The 19,306-nt window shown below is 68.6% G+C and carries 18 protein-coding genes; 6 read left to right on the forward strand and 12 right to left on the reverse strand.

Annotated features, from left to right (window positions below; genetic code table 11):
- The first annotated feature begins 61 nt into the window (after window positions 1-61).
- The 5 genes from WS96_RS29260 (at window position 62) to WS96_RS29280 (ending at window position 4,315) form a co-directional block, all read left to right on the forward strand.
- Window positions 62-1,348, forward strand: coding sequence for a sensor domain-containing phosphodiesterase (locus WS96_RS29260; RefSeq protein ID WP_059837301.1), 1,287 nt, complete (start codon window positions 62-64; stop codon window positions 1,346-1,348).
- A gap of 153 nt (window positions 1,349-1,501) precedes the next feature.
- Window positions 1,502-1,888 carry a hypothetical protein gene (locus WS96_RS29265; RefSeq protein WP_059837303.1) on the forward strand — a complete coding sequence of 129 codons (387 nt, stop codon included), beginning with the start codon at window positions 1,502-1,504 and terminating at the stop codon, window positions 1,886-1,888.
- A complete protein-coding gene (locus WS96_RS29270; protein WP_059837305.1) occupies window positions 1,885-2,289 on the forward strand; it encodes a hypothetical protein in 405 nt (134 codons plus the stop codon). The genes WS96_RS29265 and WS96_RS29270 overlap by 4 nt, the downstream gene beginning before the upstream one ends.
- 161 nt (window positions 2,290-2,450) lie before the next feature.
- A complete protein-coding gene (locus tag WS96_RS29275) occupies window positions 2,451-3,176 on the forward strand; it encodes a copper homeostasis protein CutC (RefSeq protein WP_059837306.1) in 726 nt (241 codons plus the stop codon).
- A gap of 50 nt (window positions 3,177-3,226) precedes the next feature.
- Window positions 3,227-4,315 carry a suppressor of fused domain protein gene (locus tag WS96_RS29280; protein WP_059837307.1) on the forward strand — a complete coding sequence of 363 codons (1,089 nt, stop codon included), beginning with the start codon at window positions 3,227-3,229 and terminating at the stop codon, window positions 4,313-4,315.
- A 62-nt stretch (window positions 4,316-4,377) separates the two neighbouring features.
- Here the strand turns inward: WS96_RS29280 and bioB are convergent, their stop codons facing one another.
- From bioB to aceK, 11 genes are all read right to left on the reverse strand, one after another.
- On the reverse strand, window positions 4,378-5,397 hold the full coding sequence (bioB, locus tag WS96_RS29285) for a biotin synthase BioB (RefSeq protein ID WP_059837309.1): 1,020 nt from the start codon (window positions 5,395-5,397) through the stop codon (window positions 4,378-4,380).
- 42 nt (window positions 5,398-5,439) lie between these two features.
- A complete protein-coding gene (bioD, locus tag WS96_RS29290) occupies window positions 5,440-6,162 on the reverse strand; it encodes a dethiobiotin synthase (RefSeq protein ID WP_059837311.1) in 723 nt (240 codons plus the stop codon).
- Window positions 6,159-7,343: an 8-amino-7-oxononanoate synthase gene (bioF, locus tag WS96_RS29295; protein ID WP_059837313.1), complete on the reverse strand. Its 1,185-nt coding sequence runs from the start codon at window positions 7,341-7,343 to the stop codon at window positions 6,159-6,161. Before bioF ends, bioD begins: the two co-directional genes overlap by 4 nt.
- Complete coding sequence (gene bioA / locus WS96_RS29300; RefSeq protein ID WP_179949993.1) at window positions 7,340-8,686, reverse strand: adenosylmethionine--8-amino-7-oxononanoate transaminase; 1,347 nt, start codon at window positions 8,684-8,686, stop codon at window positions 7,340-7,342. The genes bioF and bioA overlap by 4 nt, the downstream gene beginning before the upstream one ends.
- Before the next feature lie 380 nt (window positions 8,687-9,066).
- On the reverse strand, window positions 9,067-10,416 hold the full coding sequence (locus tag WS96_RS29305) for a type II toxin-antitoxin system HipA family toxin (RefSeq protein WP_059837316.1): 1,350 nt from the start codon (window positions 10,414-10,416) through the stop codon (window positions 9,067-9,069).
- Window positions 10,416-10,808 (reverse strand): helix-turn-helix domain-containing protein, encoded by a 393-nt coding sequence (locus tag WS96_RS29310; protein WP_257128077.1) that lies wholly within the window; start codon window positions 10,806-10,808, stop codon window positions 10,416-10,418. Before WS96_RS29310 ends, WS96_RS29305 begins: the two co-directional genes overlap by 1 nt.
- Window positions 10,809-10,952: 144 nt before the next feature.
- Entirely contained in the window at window positions 10,953-12,224 is a 1,272-nt protein-coding gene (locus WS96_RS29315) for a dienelactone hydrolase family protein (RefSeq protein ID WP_059837318.1), read from the reverse strand.
- A gap of 106 nt (window positions 12,225-12,330) precedes the next feature.
- The gene (locus tag WS96_RS29320; RefSeq protein ID WP_059837320.1) at window positions 12,331-12,768 is read right to left on the reverse strand and encodes a YchJ family protein; all 438 of its coding nucleotides are present in this window, start codon (window positions 12,766-12,768) and stop codon (window positions 12,331-12,333) included.
- Window positions 12,769-12,807: 39 nt separating this feature from the next.
- Window positions 12,808-13,485 carry an SDR family oxidoreductase gene (locus WS96_RS29325; RefSeq protein WP_059821953.1) on the reverse strand — a complete coding sequence of 226 codons (678 nt, stop codon included), beginning with the start codon at window positions 13,483-13,485 and terminating at the stop codon, window positions 12,808-12,810.
- 112 nt (window positions 13,486-13,597) lie between these two features.
- Window positions 13,598-14,365 (reverse strand): carbonate dehydratase, encoded by a 768-nt coding sequence (can, locus tag WS96_RS29330; protein WP_059506375.1) that lies wholly within the window; start codon window positions 14,363-14,365, stop codon window positions 13,598-13,600.
- Window positions 14,366-14,420: 55 nt separating this feature from the next.
- A complete protein-coding gene (aceK, locus tag WS96_RS29335) occupies window positions 14,421-16,238 on the reverse strand; it encodes a bifunctional isocitrate dehydrogenase kinase/phosphatase (RefSeq protein WP_059837322.1) in 1,818 nt (605 codons plus the stop codon).
- Between the two features lie 304 nt (window positions 16,239-16,542).
- On the opposite strand from aceK, the gene WS96_RS29340 reads away from it, so the two are divergent.
- Window positions 16,543-17,622: an MBL fold metallo-hydrolase gene (locus WS96_RS29340; RefSeq protein ID WP_059837324.1), complete on the forward strand. Its 1,080-nt coding sequence runs from the start codon at window positions 16,543-16,545 to the stop codon at window positions 17,620-17,622.
- 16 nt (window positions 17,623-17,638) lie between these two features.
- Here WS96_RS29340 and WS96_RS29345 read toward each other — a convergent pair whose 3' ends face one another.
- A complete protein-coding gene (locus WS96_RS29345) occupies window positions 17,639-19,285 on the reverse strand; it encodes an ABC-F family ATP-binding cassette domain-containing protein (protein ID WP_059837351.1) in 1,647 nt (548 codons plus the stop codon).
- Window positions 19,286-19,306 lie beyond the last annotated feature (21 nt).

A 19,306-nucleotide genomic window follows, 5' to 3' on the forward strand; every position in this document is an offset into this window, starting at 1 on the left:
CGTCCCGTTCGTCGTCCGTATCGCCGGACGCCGCGTTCGACTGCATCACCAGGAGAAGGGCATGACGATCGTGCAACAGGAGCGTCCGGCCGCCGCGTCGCCGTACCGGTTCGAGCGGGAGATGAGCTCCGGCTTCGAACGGCTCGCGACGCAGCACCGCGACCTGACGCTCACGACCGTATTCCAGCCGATATTCAGCCTGTCGCACCAGCGTGCGGTCGGCTACGAGGCGCTGCTGCGCGCGCACGATGCGCTCGACCGCGCCGTGTCGCCGCTCGACGTGTTCGGCGAAGCCGCGCGCCGCGGCGAACTGCTGCAGCTCGACCGGCTCGCGCAGGCGCTGCATCTGGAGAACTTCGCGCTGCTCGGCGCGGAGCGCGAGTGGCTGTTTCTCAACGTCCATCCGGGCGTGCTCACGGATCCGTTCCAGGCGGCCGCGCTGCTCGCGAACCTGAAGCGGCTCGGCATGCCGCCGCGGCGCATCGTGCTCGAAGTGCTCGAACAGCGCGCGGAGGACGTCGAGCGGCTCGCGGAGGCCGTGCGCGAGTTCCGCACGCACGGTTTCCTGATCGCGCTCGACGATTTCGGCGCCGGCCATTCGAACCTCGAGCGGATCTGGCAGCTGAACCCGGACATCGTGAAGCTCGACCGGATCATGCTGTCGCACGCGGCGCATCGCACGGGGCTCACCGCGATCCTGCACGGGCTCGTGACGCTGTTGCACGAGGCCGGCAAGCTGGTGCTCGTCGAAGGGATCGAGACCGAGCACGAAGCGCAGATCGCGCTGTCGTGCGAGGCCGATTTCGTGCAGGGCTACTACTTCGGCCGGCCGGCGCCGGGGCTGCCCGACAGCGCGGCCGCGACCGGCTGCATCGGCGAGCTGACCGAGCGCTTTCGTCAGCAGACCGAAGCGCGCGAGCGACGCGACACGCAGCGGCTCGCCCCGTACCTGCGCGCGTTCGAGCGCGCGGCCGAGCGCCTCGAAGCCGGCGAGCCGCTCGACGAGGTGTGCTGGAACTTCCTCGCGCTCGACGCGGCCGCGCGCTGTTTCCTGCTCGACGCACAGGGCCGTCAGTCGGGCCGCAACGTCGTGCTGCGCGCCGATCGCGCGCTGGCCGAGGCGCGCTTTTCGCCGCTGGCGGACGCGCAGGGCGCGAACTGGCTGCGCCGGCCGTATTTCCGCTCGGCGATCGCCGAACCGGGGCGCGTGCAGGTCACGCGGCCGTACCTGTCGATCAACGAGGCGCAGCCGTGCGTGACGCTGTCGGTGGCCGTGCGCGTCGGCGAGGCGCAGCGCGTGCTGTGCGGCGATATCGACTGGAGCGACGACGACGAGCAGGCCGCCTAGCGGCACGCGGTCCGGATGCGGCGAGCGACGGCGCGGGGACGTCCGTTGCGTTCGCCGTGCGGTTCCCCGACAATGGCGCGAGCGCGGTAGTCGTGACCGTGCGCGCGCCGTCCCGGGGGCCACCATGGCGGCGAATATAAAAAGGAAAACACCATGAAAAGACCGATTTCGCTGACCATCCTCGCGTGGATCATCATCGTGACCAACGCGATCACCTGCGTCTACACGCCGTTCTCGATCGGCATGCCGACCACCCAGGCGCTGATGTCGCACTACCTGCTGCCCGTCTGGGCGACGTTCGGCATCAGCATGATCATCGAAGCCGCGCACGTCGTGATCGGCATCGCGATCCTCAAGGGGCGCGAATGGTCGCGCAACGCCTATGTCGTGACGTTCGTGTTCGGCATGGCGTTTTCGTTGATCAACATGCCGGCGTCGATGCTCGCGGTGCTGATCCCGGGCGTCCTGCTGTTCGCGCTGTTCGTCTACCTGCTGTTCCGGCGCCCGGCGACCGCGTATTTCCGGCAGGCCGTTGCGTGAGCGTCGTGCGCAACGCGCTGGCGATCGCGCTGTTCTCGATCGCCGGCTTCTGCGTGCTTGCCGCGCAAATGGCCGCGTTCCTGAAAGTCGGCCAGGCGGGCGCGACGGCCGTATTCGTCGCCGTGCTGTTCGCGGTGTCGGCCGTACTGCTCTTCGCGGGCGCGTTTGCCGGTGCATTCCGGCCGCGTGCGCGCGGCGCGGGCATCGTGCTGCTCGTCGCGGCCGCGACCACCGCGCTCGGGATGGTGGGCTGGACGATGCTCCTGCTCACACCGGCGATCGTCGACGTGATGCAGCAGCAGGGAGCGTACTTCGACGCGCGCATGTTCCGGTTCATGCCGGGCACCGCGGTGACGGCGTTGTCCGCGCTCGTCGGCATCTGGCTCGTGCGGCGCGGCTGAAATACGCGGCTGACGTACGTAACCGACGTACGCGGCCGACGTACGCGACCGACGTACGCGACCGACGTACGCGACCGACGCGCGCGGCCGCCAGCACGCTGGCGTCCGTCGCGCGGCTCGGCTAGGATGCGCGAATTGTCCAGACGATTCGCGGGCCGCCCATGAACCGACACGCCGCTTCTTCCGTTCTCCTCGAAGTGATCGCCACGACCGTCGGCGATGCGAAGGCCGCCGCCCGCGCGGGCGCCGACCGCCTCGAACTCGTGACCGCGATCACCGAAGGCGGGCTGACGCCGAGCGTCGGGCTGATCGAGGCCGTCGTGGCCGCCGTGCCGATTCCCGTCAACGTGATCGTGCGTCCGCACAGCCGCTCGTTCGTCTATGACGCCGACGACCTGCGCGTGATCGAGCGCGACGTGCGGGCGGCCGTCGCCGCCGGCGCGAACGGCGTCGTGTTCGGCGCGCTCGATGCGCGCGGCGACGTCGATCTCGGCGCGCTGGCCCGCATCGCGGCCGCCGCGGACGGGCGCGCGCTCACGTTCCACCGCGCGTTCGACGTCGCGCGCGATCTGAACGCCGCATTCGACGCGCTGCTGCGCGTGCCGGCCGTCACGTCCGTGCTGACGTCGGGCGGCCATCCGTCGGTGCTCGATGCGGTCGCGACGATCACGCGGCTCGTGCGGCAGGCGGCGGGCACGACCTGCACGGTGCTGGCCGGCTCGGGGCTCACGATCGAGGCGGTCGGCGATTTCGTGCGCGCCACCGGCGTGCGCGCGGTGCATTTCGGCTCGGGCGTGCGGCCGCGCGGCGAGGTGCTGGCGCCCATCGACGCGCAGCGCGTCGAGCGCGTGCGCGCGGCGCTCGACGGCGCGACGTCGCACGTGTGACGCACGTACCAACGCCACAAAACACGACATCGCCGGGGAGAGAGGGCCACATGACGGACGCCACGCACGATACGCATGACGGCGCGGACGACGATGCCGCGCCCGGCTGGGACGCGATCGACGCTGCGCTCGCGCGCCTTTATCCGGGCCAGGCGCCGAAGCACTACGGCACGCTGGTCAAGTGGCGGCTCGGCGGCTCCGATCCGCTCGACGGGATCAGCGTGTGGCAGCGCGCGGAACCCGTACCGCACTGGCATTTCGTCACGTACGGGCTGAGCGAGCTGTATGCGAAGGAGTCGGACGATCCGGCCGTCAGCGGCTTCGGCTTCGAGTTGACGATGCGCGTGGCGTGCGCGGCCGGCGACGACGAACCGCCTCGCTGGGTGTTCAGCTTCCTGCAGAATCTCGCACGCTACGTGTTCCAGACCGGCAACGCGTTCGACGACGGCCACTGGATGACGGCCAACGGCCCGATCGCGCTCGATACCGATACGGCGCTCTGCTCGATGGGCTTCGCGTTCGATCCGGAACTGCCGGCGATCGACACGCCGCACGGCCGTCTCGCGTTCCTGCAGGTCGTCGGGCTGACGCTCGACGAGGAACGTGCCGCGAAGCGCTGGCGCACGCGCGCGCTGCTCGACACGTTGCTGCCGCACATGCCGCTGTGGGTGACCGATCTCGGCCGCGCGTCGTTGCTCGAACGCGCCGACGTGCGCGAGCAGGTCGACGCGGGGACGCAGCGCGATGGCTCGGCGAGCGGCTATCTGTTTACCGACGTGCTCGGCTGGGAAACCCGCAAGCGGCTGCTGCGCGCGCCGGTGATCGAGCTCACCGTCGGCGCACGGCAGGTCGACGAACTCGTCACGCTGCTGCCGCTGCGGCTGCCGTTCGACCGGCCGTTTCGCCTCGTCGGTCACGACGGCGCGGTGCGGTTCGTGCGCGGCGACGCGAACGGCGTGACCGACGAAGACGGCACGCTGACGCTGCGGCTCACCGATGCGACCGTGCAGGCGCTGGCGCGCACGCTGAAGCCGCGTGCCGGCGAGTACGCGATCGACGGGCTCGATGGCGTGCGCTGGCGGGTGGAGAAGACGGTGATCCGTGAAGCGCAGGGGAATCCGGTGCAGACGATCGGATGAAGAAAAGCCGGGGCATGCCCCGGCTTTTTCATTGGCGGGCGCGGCGCGCCGGCCGTGACCGCTTACGCGTTTTCCGCCAGCGCAGCGGCCTGGCTCGCGCGAATCCCGAGGCGCTCGAACAGCGCGCGGTCGCGCTGCGTCTGCGGGTTGCTCGTCGTCAGCAACTGGTCGCCGTAGAACATCGAGTTCGCACCGGCGAGGAAGCACATCGCCTGCATCGCGTCGTCGAGCTGCTCGCGGCCGGCCGACAGGCGCACGACCGCCTTCGGCATCGTGATGCGCGCGACCGCGATCGTGCGCACGAACTCGAACGGATCGAGCGGCGCGGTGCCTTCGAGCGGCGTGCCTTCGATCGCGACGAGGTTGTTGATCGGCACCGACTCCGGATACGGGTTCAGGTTCGCGAGCTGCGAAATCAGCCCGGCGCGTTCGCGGCGCGATTCGCCCATCCCGATGATGCCGCCGCAGCACACGTTGATGCCTGCGTCGCGCACGCGGTCGAGCGTGTCGAGGCGATCCTGGTAGGTGCGCGTCGAGATCACCTGGCCGTAGAACTCCGGCGACGTGTCGAGATTGTGGTTGTAGTAGTCGAGGCCCGCGTCGGCGAGCTGCTGCGCCTGCTCGTCCTCGAGCATGCCGAGCGTCATGCAGGTTTCGAGGCCGAGTTCCTTCACGCCGCGCACCATCTCGGTCAGCGCCGGCATGTGACGCTCCTTCGGGTTGCGCCACGCGGCGCCCATGCAGAAGCGGCTCGCGCCGTTCGCCTTCGCCGCGCGCGCGGCGTCGAGCACCGCGTCGACGTCCATCAGCTTCTCGGCCTTCAGGCCCGTGTCGTGGTGCGACGACTGCGAGCAGTAGCCGCAATCTTCCTCGCAGCCGCCCGTCTTGATCGACAGCAGCGTCGACAACTGCACCGCGTTCGCGTCGAAGTGCTCGCGATGCACCTGCTGCGCGCGGAACATCAGGTCGTTGAACGGCAACTCGAACAGCGCGACGACGTCGGCGACGCGCCAGCGTTGCGGGGCCGGTGCGGCAACGGGAATCGCGTCGGGTTGCACGGCGGCGGTCTGGGCTTGGGTCATTTCGTTTTCCTGTCCTGGGCGGGATGGGGGGGATCGGTCGGGTCAATGCCGCGCGGTGCGCAGCGACTCGACGAGCGCGGCGATGTCGAGCATCGCCGCGGCGGATTCGGAGTTGGCCGGACTCAGGTGCGCGATGCGCCCGAGCAGCGGCGCGCGGTGCTCGCGCGCGAGCCAGTCGCGGATCGTCGCGACGTTCTCGTCGGCGAACGACATGGCCGGGTCGACGTGGTTCGCGACCCAGCCCGCGAGCGTGAGGCCGCGTGCGCGAATCGCGTCGGCCGTCAGCAGCGCATGGCTGATGCAGCCGAGCCGGACGCCGACGACGAGCACGACGGGCAGGCCGAGCGCGACCGCGAGATCGGCGGTGTCCTGCGTGTCGTTCAGCGGCACGCGAAAGCCGCCGACGCCTTCGACGACGACGACGTCCGCGCGCGTCAGCGCCTCGCGATGGCACGCGACGATCGTGTCGAGGTCGAGCGTCACGCCTTCCTGCGCGGCGACGATGTGCGGCGCGGCCGGCGCTTTCAGCAGGAACGGCGTGCGCAGCTCGGGCGGCAGCGCGACGTTCGCGGCGGCGTCGAGCTGATCGGCATCCTCGTTGCGCCACACGCCGTCGCGTTCGTACGCGCCGGCCGCGACCGGCTTCAGCGCGGCCGCGCGCAGCCCGTGCCGCGCGAAGCCGTGCAGCATCGCGGCCGACACGAAGGTCTTGCCGATTTCGGTGTCGGTGCCGGTGACGAAGACGGAAAGCGGGGCGGCGGTCATGCGGCTGCCTCGCTGGCTTCGATCAACGCGGCTTCGAGCCGCGCGAGATCGTCGAACGAATGCGCGGCCGACAGCGACACGCGCAGCCGCGACGTGCCGGCCGGCACCGTCGGCGGCCGGATCGCGGGCACCCACAGGCCGTGCGCGTCGAGCGCGCGCATCGCCGCGAGCGTCGCGTCGTTGCTGCCGATCACGAGCGGCTGCACGGCCGTTTGCGAATCGACCGGCTGCCAGCGCGTGTTGCGCAGCAGCGCGCGCGTGCGTTCGATCAGCGCGGCGAGGTGCGCGCGTCGCGCGTCGCCTTCGTCGCCCGCGATCAGCTTCAGGCTCGCCGAGACCGCATGCGCGACGGCCGGCGGCGCGGCCGTCGTGAAGATGTAGCTGCGCGCGCGCTGGATCAGCCATTCGATCACGGTTTCATGCGCGATCACGAACGCGCCGGCGACGCCGGCCGCCTTGCCGAGCGTGCCGACGTACACGAGATGCGGCGAACGCAGCGCGGCGGCCGCGAGCGCGCCGCGACCCTGCGGGCCGAGCACGCCGAAGCCGTGCGCGTCGTCGACGACGAGCCACGCGCGATGGCGTTCGGCCAGCGCGACGAGTTCGGCGAGCGGTGCGACGTCGCCGTCCATGCTGAACACGGTATCGCTGACGATCAGCTTCGTTTCGGCATCCGACGCGTCGAGCAGCGCGGCGAGCGCGGCCGTATCGGCGTGCGGATAGACCTGCACGTTCGCGCGCGACAGCCGCATGCCGTCGATCAGCGATGCGTGGTTCAGGGCGTCGGAAAAGATCGTCGCGCCCTTGCCGGCGAGCGCCGTCATCGCGGCGAGGTTCGCCATGTAGCCGGTGCTGAAGTACAGCGCGCGCGGCGCATCGGAGAAACTGCCCGCGAAACCGGCGAGTTCGTCCTCGAGCCGGGCATGCGCACGCGAATGCCCGCCGAGCAGATGCGAGCCGCCGCTGCCGGAGCCGTAGCGCTGCGCGCCTTGCGCGAACGCGGCGACGAGCGCCGGATGCGCGGCGAGGCCGAGGTAGTCGTTGCTCGCGAAGCCGACGATCTCGCGGCCGTCCACGGTCATGCGCGCGTCGCACGCGGTGTCGGCGATGCGGCGCACGCGGCGCAGCCCTTGGGCGTCGAGGTCGGCGAGGCCGCGCTGCAGGGTGTCGAGCAGGCTCATCGGCGGAGGTCCTCCAGCGTGGCGTCGAGCGTGTCGCGCGTGTGTTGCGCGAGCCACGCGATGTCGTCGTCGCTCATCACGTACGGCGGCATCAGGTACACGGTCGTGCCGATCGGGCGCAGCAGCAGTTCGCGCGCGAGCGCCTGTTCGAAGAAGCGCCGCGAGAAACCGCGCGCCGCGTCGCCGTCGAGCGCGACGTCGAATGCGAACAGCGTGCCGCGCTCGCGCAGGTGGCGCACGTGCGGATGCGCGCCGAGCGGCGCGAGCGCCGCGCGCAGCGTCGCCGATTTGCGGGCGTTGCTCGCGAGCACGTCGTCGCGCGCGAACAGATCGAGCGTTGCAACGGCCGCGCGGCACGCGAGCGGGTTGCCCGTGTACGAATGCGAGTGCAGGAAGCCGCGCGTCGTGTCGTCGTCGTAGAACGCCGCGAACACGTCGTCGCGCGTGAGCACGAGCGACAGCGGCAGGTAGCCGCCGCTGATGCCTTTCGACAGGCACATGAAATCGGGCCAGACGCCGGCCTGCTCGCACGCGAAGAAGGTGCCCGTGCGGCCGCAGCCGACCGCGATCTCGTCGGCGATCAGGTGCACGCCGAATTCGTCGCACAGCGCGCGCAGCCCGCGCACGTACGACGGATCGTGTATCGCCATGCCGGCCGCGCACTGCACGAGCGGCTCGACGATCAGCGCGGCGATCCGGTCGCCGCGTTCGACGAACAGGCGCCGCACGTCCGCGAGCGCGCGGCCCGCGACGTCGGCGGCCGTCTCGCCCGGCAGCGCGCTGCGCGCATCGGGCGACGCGACCACGTGCGCGTGGCGGATCAGCGGGTCGTACGCATCCTTGAACAGCGCGACGTCGGTCACGCCGAGCGCGCCGATCGTCTCGCCGTGATAGCTGTTTGCGACGCAGACGAATTCCTGCTTGTTCGCGCGGCCGCGGTTGCGCCACGCGTGGAAGCTCATCTTCAGCGCGATCTCGACGGCCGACGCGCCGTCCGACGCGAAGAACGCATGGCCGAGCGTGCGCGCGGTGAGCGCATGCAGCCGTTCGGCGAGTTCGATCGCCGGTTCGTGCGTGCAGCCGGCGAGCATCGCGTGCTCGAGCGTGTCGAGCTGGTCCTTCAACGCCGCGTTGATGTCCGGGTTCGCATGGCCGAACAGGTTGACCCACCACGAGCTGATCGCGTCGAAGTAGCGGCGGCCGTCGCGGTCGTACAGCCACACGCCCGCGCCGCGCGCGACGGGGACGAGCGGCAGGCGCTCGTGATGCTTCATCTGGGTGCAGGGATGCCAGACCGCGCGCAGGCTGCGCGCGACCCAGTCGTCGGTGGCTGGCGTACTCAAGGCGACTCCGGGGGTAAAACGGCCGCGCGGCATCGACGGGATGCCGCGCGGCGGAACACGAAACGCGCAGAGATTAGCGTGTTCCGCCGGACGTTGCACTAGCGGTTACAAACGCCGCAAAGCCTTATGGGGCGGGAGTTCGGCGCAGTTCGCCGGTGCTCGGGACGGAACGCGGCGGATCGGGCGAAATGCGCGCAGATGACGACGTTCGAGTGATACCCCCCGACGGAAAAAATCGTGGGACGGGCGCGGCCCGGCGGTGAAATAGGGGGAACGATGGTGGCGCGGTGTGTGCGGCGGCGAGGGGCGGTCGTGCTTCGCGGATTGTCCCGATCAATGGGGGCAAGGCTGGACGACTGAACGAAATCGTGCGGGCAGGTTCAGGGCAATGCCTTGCGAAGTGCTGCGTCGGCTACGTGGTCGATGTGACGGAACGCCGGCGCAATCTTGTCGACTTCCTTGTCAGGCACGCCATGCTCTTCGAACCACGTCTTCCATTCGCGTGTCGGTTGCCAGACTTCCGCAATCGCGAGTCCGGCGTCTGCCTTCGAAAGGCCGAATGCATCCCGGGCACTGAACGCGTTGTCCAGTGTGGCGAGCCGGCCTTGCGGCCCGATGCCGAGGTGCAGATAGCGCTCGTGTGCACTGCTCGGACGGGGCAGAACATCGTATAACGGGCTAAGGCGCCAGCCGGGAAGACGCGGGTCGCGAATGAATCCGTGATTGCGTAAATGGTCGTCGTCGTTGCTCACGAGGATGTTGAAGACCATCCGCTTGAACAGTTCCCTGTTGTCGGCCCGAATGGCGTCCACGTGCCCATGCTGCCGGATCGCGTGAGCCACATCCTGATAACTTTTCTCGATCGATTCCATCTCGGAACAACCGACCAGCGTTAATGCGCTCGCGAAGGGCATTCTTCGCTCGGTTGCCCCGGCACGGGGGGGCGGATATAGCGCGTCGTCCCCTCGAAGGGCTTCGAACTCGGGGTGAGTCCAGTACCGATCGAATCGGCGGATCAACATGACTTGTCGGCCGCCAACGTCGACGATGCGGGTGGGCGGGACCCGAATGCCGCACCGGGCTGCAAGACGAAGCGTGGCCTCTTCGATGACCGCCACGTTCAACCGGTCGCTACGACTCGGGAATTTGGCCAGCCAAAGCACGCCGTTTTCGTCTCGCACCGTAGCCTTTGGCCGGGCGCCGCCGAGACCGCTGCCCTGTACGAAGATGGCTTCGAGTTCGGCTGGCACGGGCTCGCCTTCCTCGATGCGTGCGGCCGAATCGATCAGATACTCGAGGCTGTGCAGGCCGTTGCCGGCTTGCGGGCCCGGAGGGGTGTCCAGATTCTCCCGGATATCGAGCGCACCGATCCGCTGACTGCCCGCGTGGAGAAGATAGGTGGATTCGGGCAGCGTGTTGGCCCTGACTTTGAGTTTGGCTTCGATGACGCGTCGCCCCCATGCATCGGGCGCGGCGTCGCGAATACCGCCGAATTGCGTCAACCCGCCCGTCGGGAAGTTCATCTTGCCGCGTATCTCGTTCTTTCTCGCGAGACTCAGGCTCACCGGGTCGATTTCGATGGCGTTGGGCCGGTCGATATAGCGCAAGCCGTATGCGAAGCTCGATGCCTGCAGATCTGCGCCGTCTTCGGTCATTTGAAGCAGGCCGGCGGGTGCCCAGTCATCGTCGAGATAGGCGAACACGGCGAGTCTTTTGACGACGGCGACCATCAGAAATCAAGATCCTTGAGTTCGTTGTCCGTGAGAGATCGTACGCGTCGACTGCGTTCTCGGGCAGCCTGTGTCTTGAGCGACGGGTCTGTTCCGGAGAGCAGTTCCAGCAGGGTGGTTCCCGGCGCAATCGCCTCGAGATACCGAAGCCACTGCCCCAGCGCGACGCCAGGATCGCCTTTTTCGATGCGATAGGCGGTATTGCGCGAGAGCCCGGCGCGGGTGGCCGCCTCGTTCTGCTGAACGCGCCGCGAGATGCGCAGACGGGTGAGTGCTTCTCCAACGCGCGCAGCTTCCGCGAGGGCGGCTGGGCTGGCGGCTGCAGCTTGATTGACCTTCATGCTCGTAAAATCGATCATTAAGTCGATTGTGATCGAAATAACGATCATCATAGATCATGCCGGCGCGAATTCAAGTCGATTGCTCGTCAAAACGAGCGTTACGCGGTTTGCGCTCGATTTGACGAGCAGGCGGCGGAGCGCCGCGCTAATCGCGAATGGCCGGGGGCGCGAAGCGAGAGGAAAGACGGCCGCGCGTCAGCGCGAAGCCAATGCGCGCGTATCGACGTCGCGGGGGTGATCGTCGCCGTTGTCGGCCGTCTGCGTCGCGTTGTCGCTCCACACGACGCGGTCGTTGACCGCATACAGCCGGCACGCGCCTGCCCCTTGCTTCGCGCAGTTGTCGAGCGCGAGCGCCATGGGGTCGTCGCCGCCTTCGGCCCATGACCACGCGCCTTCCGACGACACCGCGAACGCGCGGCTCGGATGCTGGTTCAGGAAGCGGCGATAGCCTTCGCGGCCCGCTTCGTCGACGTAGGGCACCGCGTTGACCGCATCGATCGACGCATAGCCGGTGGCCTTCGGCTCGTGCGGGTCCGCGACCGCATAGCGCACCGCGGTCGGCAGATTCAGTTCGGCGAGGAACGCGTGCACGGCCGGCCACCACACGGGCACGCCGTCGCGATCGACGATCAGCCGGTGCGCGTCGTCCTTGTAGCGGCCGAAATCGATGAACTGCGCCTGCGTGCCGTGCGACACGTATGCGTCGTGCATTTGCGCGACGAGCGCGGGCGTCCACACCGAGTCGTTGTCGCCGTACAGCCACAGCGACCGCACGGCGGTATGCGCGCCGTACTGGTCGAACGCGTCGACGAGGTTGCGCTGCCAGCCGTCGCACAGGTCCTGGCGCAGCCCGCCGGAGAAGTTGATGATGCCGCGTACGCCCGCTGCGGCTTCGGTGCCGTATGCGATCGACACGAGGCCGCCGTGCGACGTGCCGGCGACGACGATGCGCGACGCATCGACGTACGGCTGGCGCGACATGTAGCGCACCGTCGCATCGACGTCGGCGGCCTGCGCGATGCCGTTCTTGCCGACGTTGCAGCCTTCCTGCTGGTACGTGCCGTCCGAACCGGCGAAGCCCTGGCGATTCGGCGCGATCACCGCATAGCCGCGGCGCACGAATTCGCGCGCGAACGCGAGCGGCCGGCTGCGCGGCTGCAGATGGAGATCGCCGGTATTTTTACCGTGGTTGAAGACGACGAGCGGGAACGGGCCGGGGCCGTTCGGCTTGAAAAGCGTCGCCTCGAGCGTGACGGCGCCCGACGCGTCGGCCGGAATGCGCAGCACCTGCTCGTTGAGGTCGGCGGCGACCTGCGGCAGGTTCGCGTCGGCGTAGTCGAAGTGCCCGGCATGGGCGAGCGATCCGCTGGCGCCGGCACCCGTATTGGCGCTCGGCAGCGTACCGGCCTGAGCGGCCGACAGCGCACAGGCCGCCATCCATCCCACCAATACCTTGCTGAACGCCATCCGTAAGCCCTGCCATGCAACATGACCAATTCGAGGCCATCGTAGCCCGACAAAATCGGGTTGTGCAATGCGGGAATTACCCGGCGTCTGACATGGCAACTATTTGTCAGCGTTCACTTACTTCGCCGTCGACATAGCGCCAGGATCCGTGCTCGTCGCGCTCGAAGCGGCTCGTCTCGTGGAGCCGGTACGCGCGTCCGCCGACCTTGTAGCGGGCCACGAATTCGACCTCCGCATGCCGGTCGTCGAGCGGCGTGTGGCGTTTGACCGCGAGGCCCAGCCAGCGCGGCGCGTCCGGCGCGTCGGGGTCGGTGTCGAGATCCGGCGGGCAGGTGCGCGCGGCCCACGTCGCGCGCAGATAAGCGGTCGCGCCCAGCACGTATGCGCTGTACCGCGAACGCATCAATTCGAGCGCGGTCGGGGCGGCTTCGCCGCCGTCGATGAAGCGGCCGCAGCAGGCCGCATAGCGCGGCGCCGGCGCTTTGCCGGCGTGCGCGGGCGACGCGCCGCCGCACGGGCATGCATCAGGTCGGTTCAAAATCATGCGGAATGTGAATTAACAACGCCCGGTTGCCGGCGCCACTCACCAGCTGAGCTCGATGCCGTCGTACTGGAAGAACCGGCCGTTCGCCTGGGACACGTCCGAAGCGGATTCGGCGATGACGCGACGCATGCCGGTCACGCTCGTTTCCGGGTCGATCGCGGCTTGCGCGCCGCCCATGTCGGTGCGCACCCAGCCGGGATGCAGCGAAATGCACGCGGCATGGCGCGTCTGCAGCGATGCGATGCGCAGCGCGTCGTTCAGCGCGGCCTTGCTCGCGCGGTACAGCCAGCCGGTCGTGCCGGTCGCCTCCGCGATGCTGCCCATCCGGCTCGACACGACGGCCAGCACGCCGCGCGCGTCCTCGACGAGCGGCAGCAGGATCGGCAGCAACTGCATCGGCCCGCGCACGTTCGTATGCATCACCGCGTCGAAATCCTCGGCGGTGATCGTCTCGACGCCTTCGGTGCGCGGCCCGTACACGCCCGACACCAGCACGGCCGCATCGAGCCGCTCGCCGTCGAGCTTCCAGCCGAGCGCCGCGATCTGCTCGGGCTGCGCGATGTCGAGCGCATGCGGCTGCGCGCCGAACGCGCGCAACGCGTCGAGCGACGCCGCGTCGCGCGCGGTGGCGATCACGTTCCAGCCATCGCGCCGGTATTGCCGGACGAATTCGCGGCCGAGGCCGCGCGATGCACCGACGATCAATACGGTTTTCATGCTCGTCGCTCCTTGGGTTGGCGCCGCCGACGCAGTGCCGGTGTCAGATCCGTTCGAGGCGTGCCGCGCCCGCGCGGCAGCCGCCGCCGGGCGGCCGGCCCGTCATTGCACGTTACTGTGCGTCGTCGCACGGCTTGAGCGTGGCGGCGACCGCCTGCGCGACGCCGTCGAGCTGCGCGGCGTCCGCCGCGACCATGTCGTTGTCGGGCGCATGCTGGCCGCGCGCGGTCAGCGCCGCCACGCAGCGCCTGTAGGTTTCGTCGAGCGCGTCGAAATTCGACACGGACATCCCGAGGTTGCGCATCCGGCCGTCGTGCACGCCGTACACGAGCCCGTGCACGGTCAGCGACTGGCCGCGCGCCCATGCGTCGTTGACGATCGTCGTGCGGCACACGTTGACGACCTGTTCGATCGAGTTCAGCTCGATCAGGCGGCGGTAGCGCGCTTCGCCGACCGGCCATTCGTCGAGCAGCGCCGCATGGCGCTCGCGCACGTCCTGCACGTGATGCAGCCAGTTGTCCGCGAGGCCGACGCGGCGGTTGTGCAGCGCCGCGTTCACGCCCGAGCAGCCGTAGTGGCCGACGACCATGATGTGCTTCACGCGCAGGATGTCGACCGCGAACTGGATCACCGACAGGCAGTTCAGGTCGCTGTGCACGACGACGTTCGCGATGTTGCGGTGGACGAACACCTCGCCCGGCGGCAGGCCGATGATCTGGTTGGCCGGCACGCGCGAATCCGAGCAGCCGATCCACAGATATTCCGGCGCCTGCTGGTCGGCGAGCCGTGCGAAGAAATCGGGATCGTCGGCGAGCTGGCGCTTGACCCAGGCATCGTTGTTGTCGAACAGATGTGAAAGCGGATTGTCTTGGGTAGTCATCGGTGTGGATTCCGTTGCGGAAATCGGGTCGATCATGATTGCGGTGTTGCCGGCGTCAGGCGGCGCGCTGCGCGTCGCCTTCGCCGTCGTTCCGGTCCGTCGCGCCGAAGCGCGCGGGGTAGCGCACGCAAAAGCGCAGCGTCGCGTCGTACGGATAAAAATCGGGCAACTCGCCCTGCATCAGCTTGTCCTTGCTCGCCTGCCACAGCGCGGGATCGAAAAAGTCCGCGTGATGCTTCATGAAGACGTCGCGCACGCGCGGGTCGCCGAGCAGGAACGGTCCGTAGGTCTCCGGAAAGATGTCGTGCGGGCCGACGGTATACCACGGTTCGCCGGACAGCTCGTCTTCCTCGTTGCGCGGCGGCGGCACGCGCCGCACGTTGCAGTCGGTCAGGTACTCGATCTCGTCGTAGTCGTAGAACACGACGCGGCCGTGGCGCGTGACGCCGAAGTTCTTGTACAGCATGTCGCCCGGAAAGATGTTGGCCTTCATCAGCTCCTTCACCGCGTTGCCGTATTCCTTCACGCCATGCTCGACGTCCGCGTCGGTGCCGTTCTGCAGGTACAGGTTGAGCGGCGTCATCCGGCGCTCGATGTACAGGTGCTTGATCACGAGCTTGTCGTCCTCGTATTCGAGCAGCGACGGCACTTCCTTCTCGAGTTCGCGCACGAGCGCGTGATCGAGCCGCGCGAGCGGCAGCGCGACGCTCGAATACTCGAGCGTGTCGGCCATCCGCCCGAGGCGGTCGTGGCGCTTCACGAGCTGGTACTTCTCCATGATCTGCGCGCGCGTCGTGTCCTTCGGCGGCGGGAAGTGGTCCTTGATGATCTTGAACACGTACGGGAACGACGGCAGCGTGAACACGAGCATCACGAGGCCCTTGATCCCGGGCGCGACGATGAAGCGGTCGCTCGAATGCGACAGGTGGTGCAGCAGGTCGCGGTAGAACAGGTTCTTGCCCTGCTTCTGCAGCCCGACCGACGTGTAGATCTCGGCCTTCGGCTTGCCCGGCATGATCGTGCAGAGGAAATCCACGTACGCGGACGGCACGCCCATGTCGACGAGGAAGTACGAATGCGAGAAGCTGAAGATGATCTGCAGCAGGTCGCGGCGCAGCAGCACGGTGTCGAGCGCGAGCAGGCCCGGGCGCACGTGGCGGATCGGCACGGCGAACGGCAGCACGCGGTCGGCGTTGATGATGCGGCCGACGATGTACGCGCTCTTGTTGCGGAAGAACAGCGACGACAGCACGTGGATCTGGAAATTCGGCGCTTCGTCGAAGTGGCCGAATTCGTCGTCGATCGCCTGCATCACGCAGCCGATGTCGCGCGCGAGATCCTCGAACGCCGGCTCGAGCTGGAAGTTCGTGACGATGCGCTCGAGCGTGACCGCGAGCCCGTCGGTGCCCGGGTAGTACGCGCGGTAGGTCGGCTTCGCGGCCGGCTCGTCGTTCTCGAGGTACTCGGTCGAGATCGCCGGGCGCACGAAGATGAAATCGTTGTTGAAATACGAGCGGTGCAGGATCTTGCAGCACACCGAATTGAAGAAGGTTTCCGCGCACTCGGGCTGGCGGTGCGACGTGAGCAGCCCGATGTAGTGCAGCTTGATCTGCTGCCACACTTCGTCGTCGATGTTCTCCGCGTCGTACTCGTCTTCCAGCACCTCGACGCATTCCTTCACGCGATCGTCGTACGACGTGATCCGCTCGCGCGCGAGCCGCTGCAGCCCGTGCCAGTCGCCGCGCTCGAACAGCGTCTTCGCATCGACCGCCGCTTCGCGGAAGATCCGGTAATGGCGATCGAAGTATTCGAGCATCGTCTGCGCGACGTCGAAACCGATCTGCGACGACAGCAGTTTGGGGAAGTGATTCATCGCGTGCAGGCTCGTTCAAGGGGCTGTAAGCACTCGCCATTTTAGCGCCCAAGTCGGCGTTTCAATGACTTTCGCGGTGACGCGCGAACGGCCGTCAATCGGCGTGTTGATCGCCGTTGGGCGCCGTTCGATGCATCTTCGCGTAAAGATACGGGTACGGGACCGATTCTGACACGAACTTTTTTCTGGCGGGCCGGCGCTCGTCGGGCACCTGTTTCGCGCGACGGCGATAGAATCGACGCACCGCCCGCCGCGCGCTGCCGCCGGCACGCGTTCGCCCCGATAACGACGAGACGCCCCACCGATGAACGCCCTGGAACACCAACTCGACTACCCCTTCGCCGATACGCTGCCCGCCCCGGGCGACACGTTCGAGGTCGCGCCCGGCGTGCGCTGGCTGCGCATGCCGCTGCCGTTCTCGCTCGATCACATCAATCTCTGGCTGCTGCGCGACGAGATCGACGGGCAGGCCGGCTGGACGATCGTCGACTGCGGGATCGCGTCGGACGCGATCCGCACGCACTGGGAGCAGATCTTCGACACGCATCTCGACGGCCTGCCCGTGCTGCGCGTACTCGTCACGCACTGCCACCCCGATCACTTCGGCCTCGCGAACTGGCTGTGCGAAGGCGGCGACAAGGGCCGCTGGAACGTGCGGCTGTGGATGACGCTCGGCGAATACCTGTTCGGCTGCCTGATGGCGGCCGGTAACGGCTCGAACGCGGGCGGCGCGGCCGCCGCCGATCACTTCGCGCGCCACGGGCTGACCGATCCGGCCGCGCTCGACAAGCTGCGCAACCGCCGCAGCTATTACTCGGATCTCGTGCCGGCCGTGCCGCCGCGCTACCGGCGCCTGCGCGAAGGCGACGCGGTCGCGATCGGCGCGCGCACGTGGCGCGTCGTCACCGGCTTCGGCCATTCGCCTGAACATTGCGCGCTCCACAGCGAAGCGGACGGCGTGCTGATTTCCGGCGACATGGTGCTGCCGCGCATCTCGACGAACGTGTCGGTGTTCGACCTCGAACCGGAAGCGAACCCGCTCGCGTTGTACCTCGAATCGCTCGGCCGCTACGAGACGATGGCGCCCGACACGCTCGTGCTGCCGTCGCACGGCAAGCCGTTTCGCGGCGTGCGCACGCGCATCGCGCAACTGCGCGAACATCACGATGCGCGCCTGGCCGAAGTGCGTGTCGCGTGCGCGGAGCAGCCGCGCAGCGCGGCCGACATCGTGCCGATCATGTTCCGCCGCCGCGAGCTCGACATCCACCAGATGACGTTCGCGCTCGGCGAGGCGCTCGCGCACCTGAACCTGCTGTGGCTCGCGGGCGAACTCGTGCGCGAGCAGGGCGACGACGGCGTGCTGCGGTTCCGCTCCGCCGGCTGAGACTGTTTCGTTCTCCTCACGCGACGGGTTCGTAGCGCCACCCGTCACGCTGCCACTGCATCGTGTGCGTCGGCTCGAGCGCCGCGAGAAACGCGGCGTCGTGCGACGCGACCACGATCGCACCCGGGAAGCCGACCAGCGCCGCTTCGATCGCGCGCACCGATTCGAGATCGAGGTGATTGGTCGGCTCGTCGAGCAGCAGCAGTTGCGCCGGCGTGCCGCGCCACAACGCGCACGCGAGCGCGGCCTTCAGCCGTTCGCCGCCGCTCAGTTGCCGCGCCGGTTGCGTCGCCCGCGTCGCGTCGAGTTGCAGCAGCGCGAGACGGCTGCGCAGGTCGCCTTCGGCAAGCGGCGTATCGAGCAGGCGCAACTGTTCGACGATCGAGCGCGCCGGGTCCAGCAGCGCGAGCCGCTGGTCGAGATACGCGGCGCTCACGTGCATCGTGCAGGTGCCCGAGCGCGGCGCCAGTTCGCCCGCGAGCATCCTCAGCAACGTCGACTTGCCGCAGCCGTTCGGGCCCGTCAGCGCGATGCGCACCGCGCCGCTCGCCGACCACGTGATCGCGTCGGCGTCGCCCGCGACGCGCCACGGCAGTTGCGCGCGTTCGAGCGTGAACAACTGGCGGCGTGCGCTGACCTCGGTGCCCGGCAGCGATACCAGCACGGGCGCCGCGGCGTCGACGCGCGCGGCCGCGTGCTGCACGCGTTCGTCGAGCGTTGTCTTGAAATCGTCCTGATGGCGCCGGACCTGACCCATGATGCTGCGCGCCGCACCCTTGCGGCGCTGTTTCGCCATCGACGACAGGTTGGCCGTCTTCGCGTCGCGCAGCGACGCGGCCGCGTGACGCTGGATCGTGTCGTGTTCCTGTTCGAGCCTGCGCCGCACGCGCCCGCGCTCGGTGCGTGCGTGGTCGAGCGCCGCTTGCGCGGCGTCCTGTTGCGCGTCGCGTTGCGCGCGGTAGAGCGCGTAGTTGCCGCCGTACGAGCGTGCACCGTGCGGTGTCAGCTCGACGATGCGTTGCACGCCGGCGAGCAGCGCGCGGTCGTGGCTCACGACGACGACTCCGCCGCGCCAGCCGTCGAGCGCCGCGCGCAGCCACGCGCGGCCCGGTGCGTCGAGATGGTTGGTGGGTTCGTCGAGCACGAGCAGGCCGGCGTCCGACAGCAGCGCGCCGATCAGCGCGACGCGCGCGAGCTGGCCGCCGCTCAGCGTATGCGCGGGCGTGTCGGCGTGGACGTCGTGCAGGCCGGCCGCGTCGAGCGCGGTGCGCAGCCGCTCCGCGAGATCCCAGCGGTCGCCGATCAGCTCGAAGTCGTGCGGCGCTGCGCGGCCGTCGGCGAGACGCGCGAGCGCGCCGAGCGGCGCATCGAGCGCGGCGATCTGCGCGACCGTCCGCGGGGCGGCCGCCGTGTCGTCGCGGTCGTGCTGCTGCGCGACGTAGACGACCTGCGTATGCCGCTCGATGGCACCCGCGCTCGGCGTGCGCCGGCCCGCGATCAGTTGCGCGAGCAGGCTCTTGCCGGTGCCGTTGCGGCCGACGATGCCCGTGGGCGTATGGTCGATGGACAGGTCGAGCGAATCGAACAGCGTGACGCCGTCGTCGAAGCGGAAGGAAACGTGATGAAGCGCGACGAGCGCGCCGGTCGGCGTGGCAGCAGCCATAAGCACCTCCGAAAAATGCGT

Source organism: Burkholderia sp. MSMB1835 (genome assembly GCF_001526365.1).
Classification (GTDB): domain Bacteria; phylum Pseudomonadota; class Gammaproteobacteria; order Burkholderiales; family Burkholderiaceae; genus Burkholderia.

Bases quoted from the DNA above. Each gene is read 5' to 3' on its own strand.
- WS96_RS29310 (WP_257128077.1), bottom strand. From the start codon at position 10,808: ATGATGATCGTTATTTCGATCACAATCGACTTAATGATCGATTTTACG.
- WS96_RS29305 (WP_059837316.1), bottom strand. From the start codon at position 10,416: ATGGTCGCCGTCGTCAAAAGACTCGCCGTGTTCGCCTATCTCGACGAT.
- aceK (WP_059837322.1), bottom strand. From the start codon at position 16,238: ATGAATCACTTCCCCAAACTGCTGTCGTCGCAGATCGGTTTCGACGTC.
- bioB (WP_059837309.1), bottom strand. From the start codon at position 5,397: ATGACCCAAGCCCAGACCGCCGCCGTGCAACCCGACGCGATTCCCGTT.
- WS96_RS29265 (WP_059837303.1), top strand. From the start codon at position 1,502: ATGAAAAGACCGATTTCGCTGACCATCCTCGCGTGGATCATCATCGTG.
- WS96_RS29280 (WP_059837307.1), top strand. From the start codon at position 3,227: ATGACGGACGCCACGCACGATACGCATGACGGCGCGGACGACGATGCC.
- WS96_RS29275 (WP_059837306.1), top strand. From the start codon at position 2,451: ATGAACCGACACGCCGCTTCTTCCGTTCTCCTCGAAGTGATCGCCACG.
- bioF (WP_059837313.1), bottom strand. From the start codon at position 7,343: ATGAGCCTGCTCGACACCCTGCAGCGCGGCCTCGCCGACCTCGACGCC.
- WS96_RS29340 (WP_059837324.1), top strand. From the start codon at position 16,543: ATGAACGCCCTGGAACACCAACTCGACTACCCCTTCGCCGATACGCTG.
- WS96_RS29315 (WP_059837318.1), bottom strand. From the start codon at position 12,224: ATGGCGTTCAGCAAGGTATTGGTGGGATGGATGGCGGCCTGTGCGCTG.
- WS96_RS29320 (WP_059837320.1), bottom strand. From the start codon at position 12,768: ATGATTTTGAACCGACCTGATGCATGCCCGTGCGGCGGCGCGTCGCCC.
- can (WP_059506375.1), bottom strand. From the start codon at position 14,365: ATGACTACCCAAGACAATCCGCTTTCACATCTGTTCGACAACAACGAT.
- bioD (WP_059837311.1), bottom strand. From the start codon at position 6,162: ATGACCGCCGCCCCGCTTTCCGTCTTCGTCACCGGCACCGACACCGAA.
- WS96_RS29345 (WP_059837351.1), bottom strand. From the start codon at position 19,285: ATGGCTGCTGCCACGCCGACCGGCGCGCTCGTCGCGCTTCATCACGTT.
- WS96_RS29260 (WP_059837301.1), top strand. From the start codon at position 62: ATGACGATCGTGCAACAGGAGCGTCCGGCCGCCGCGTCGCCGTACCGG.
- WS96_RS29325 (WP_059821953.1), bottom strand. From the start codon at position 13,485: ATGAAAACCGTATTGATCGTCGGTGCATCGCGCGGCCTCGGCCGCGAA.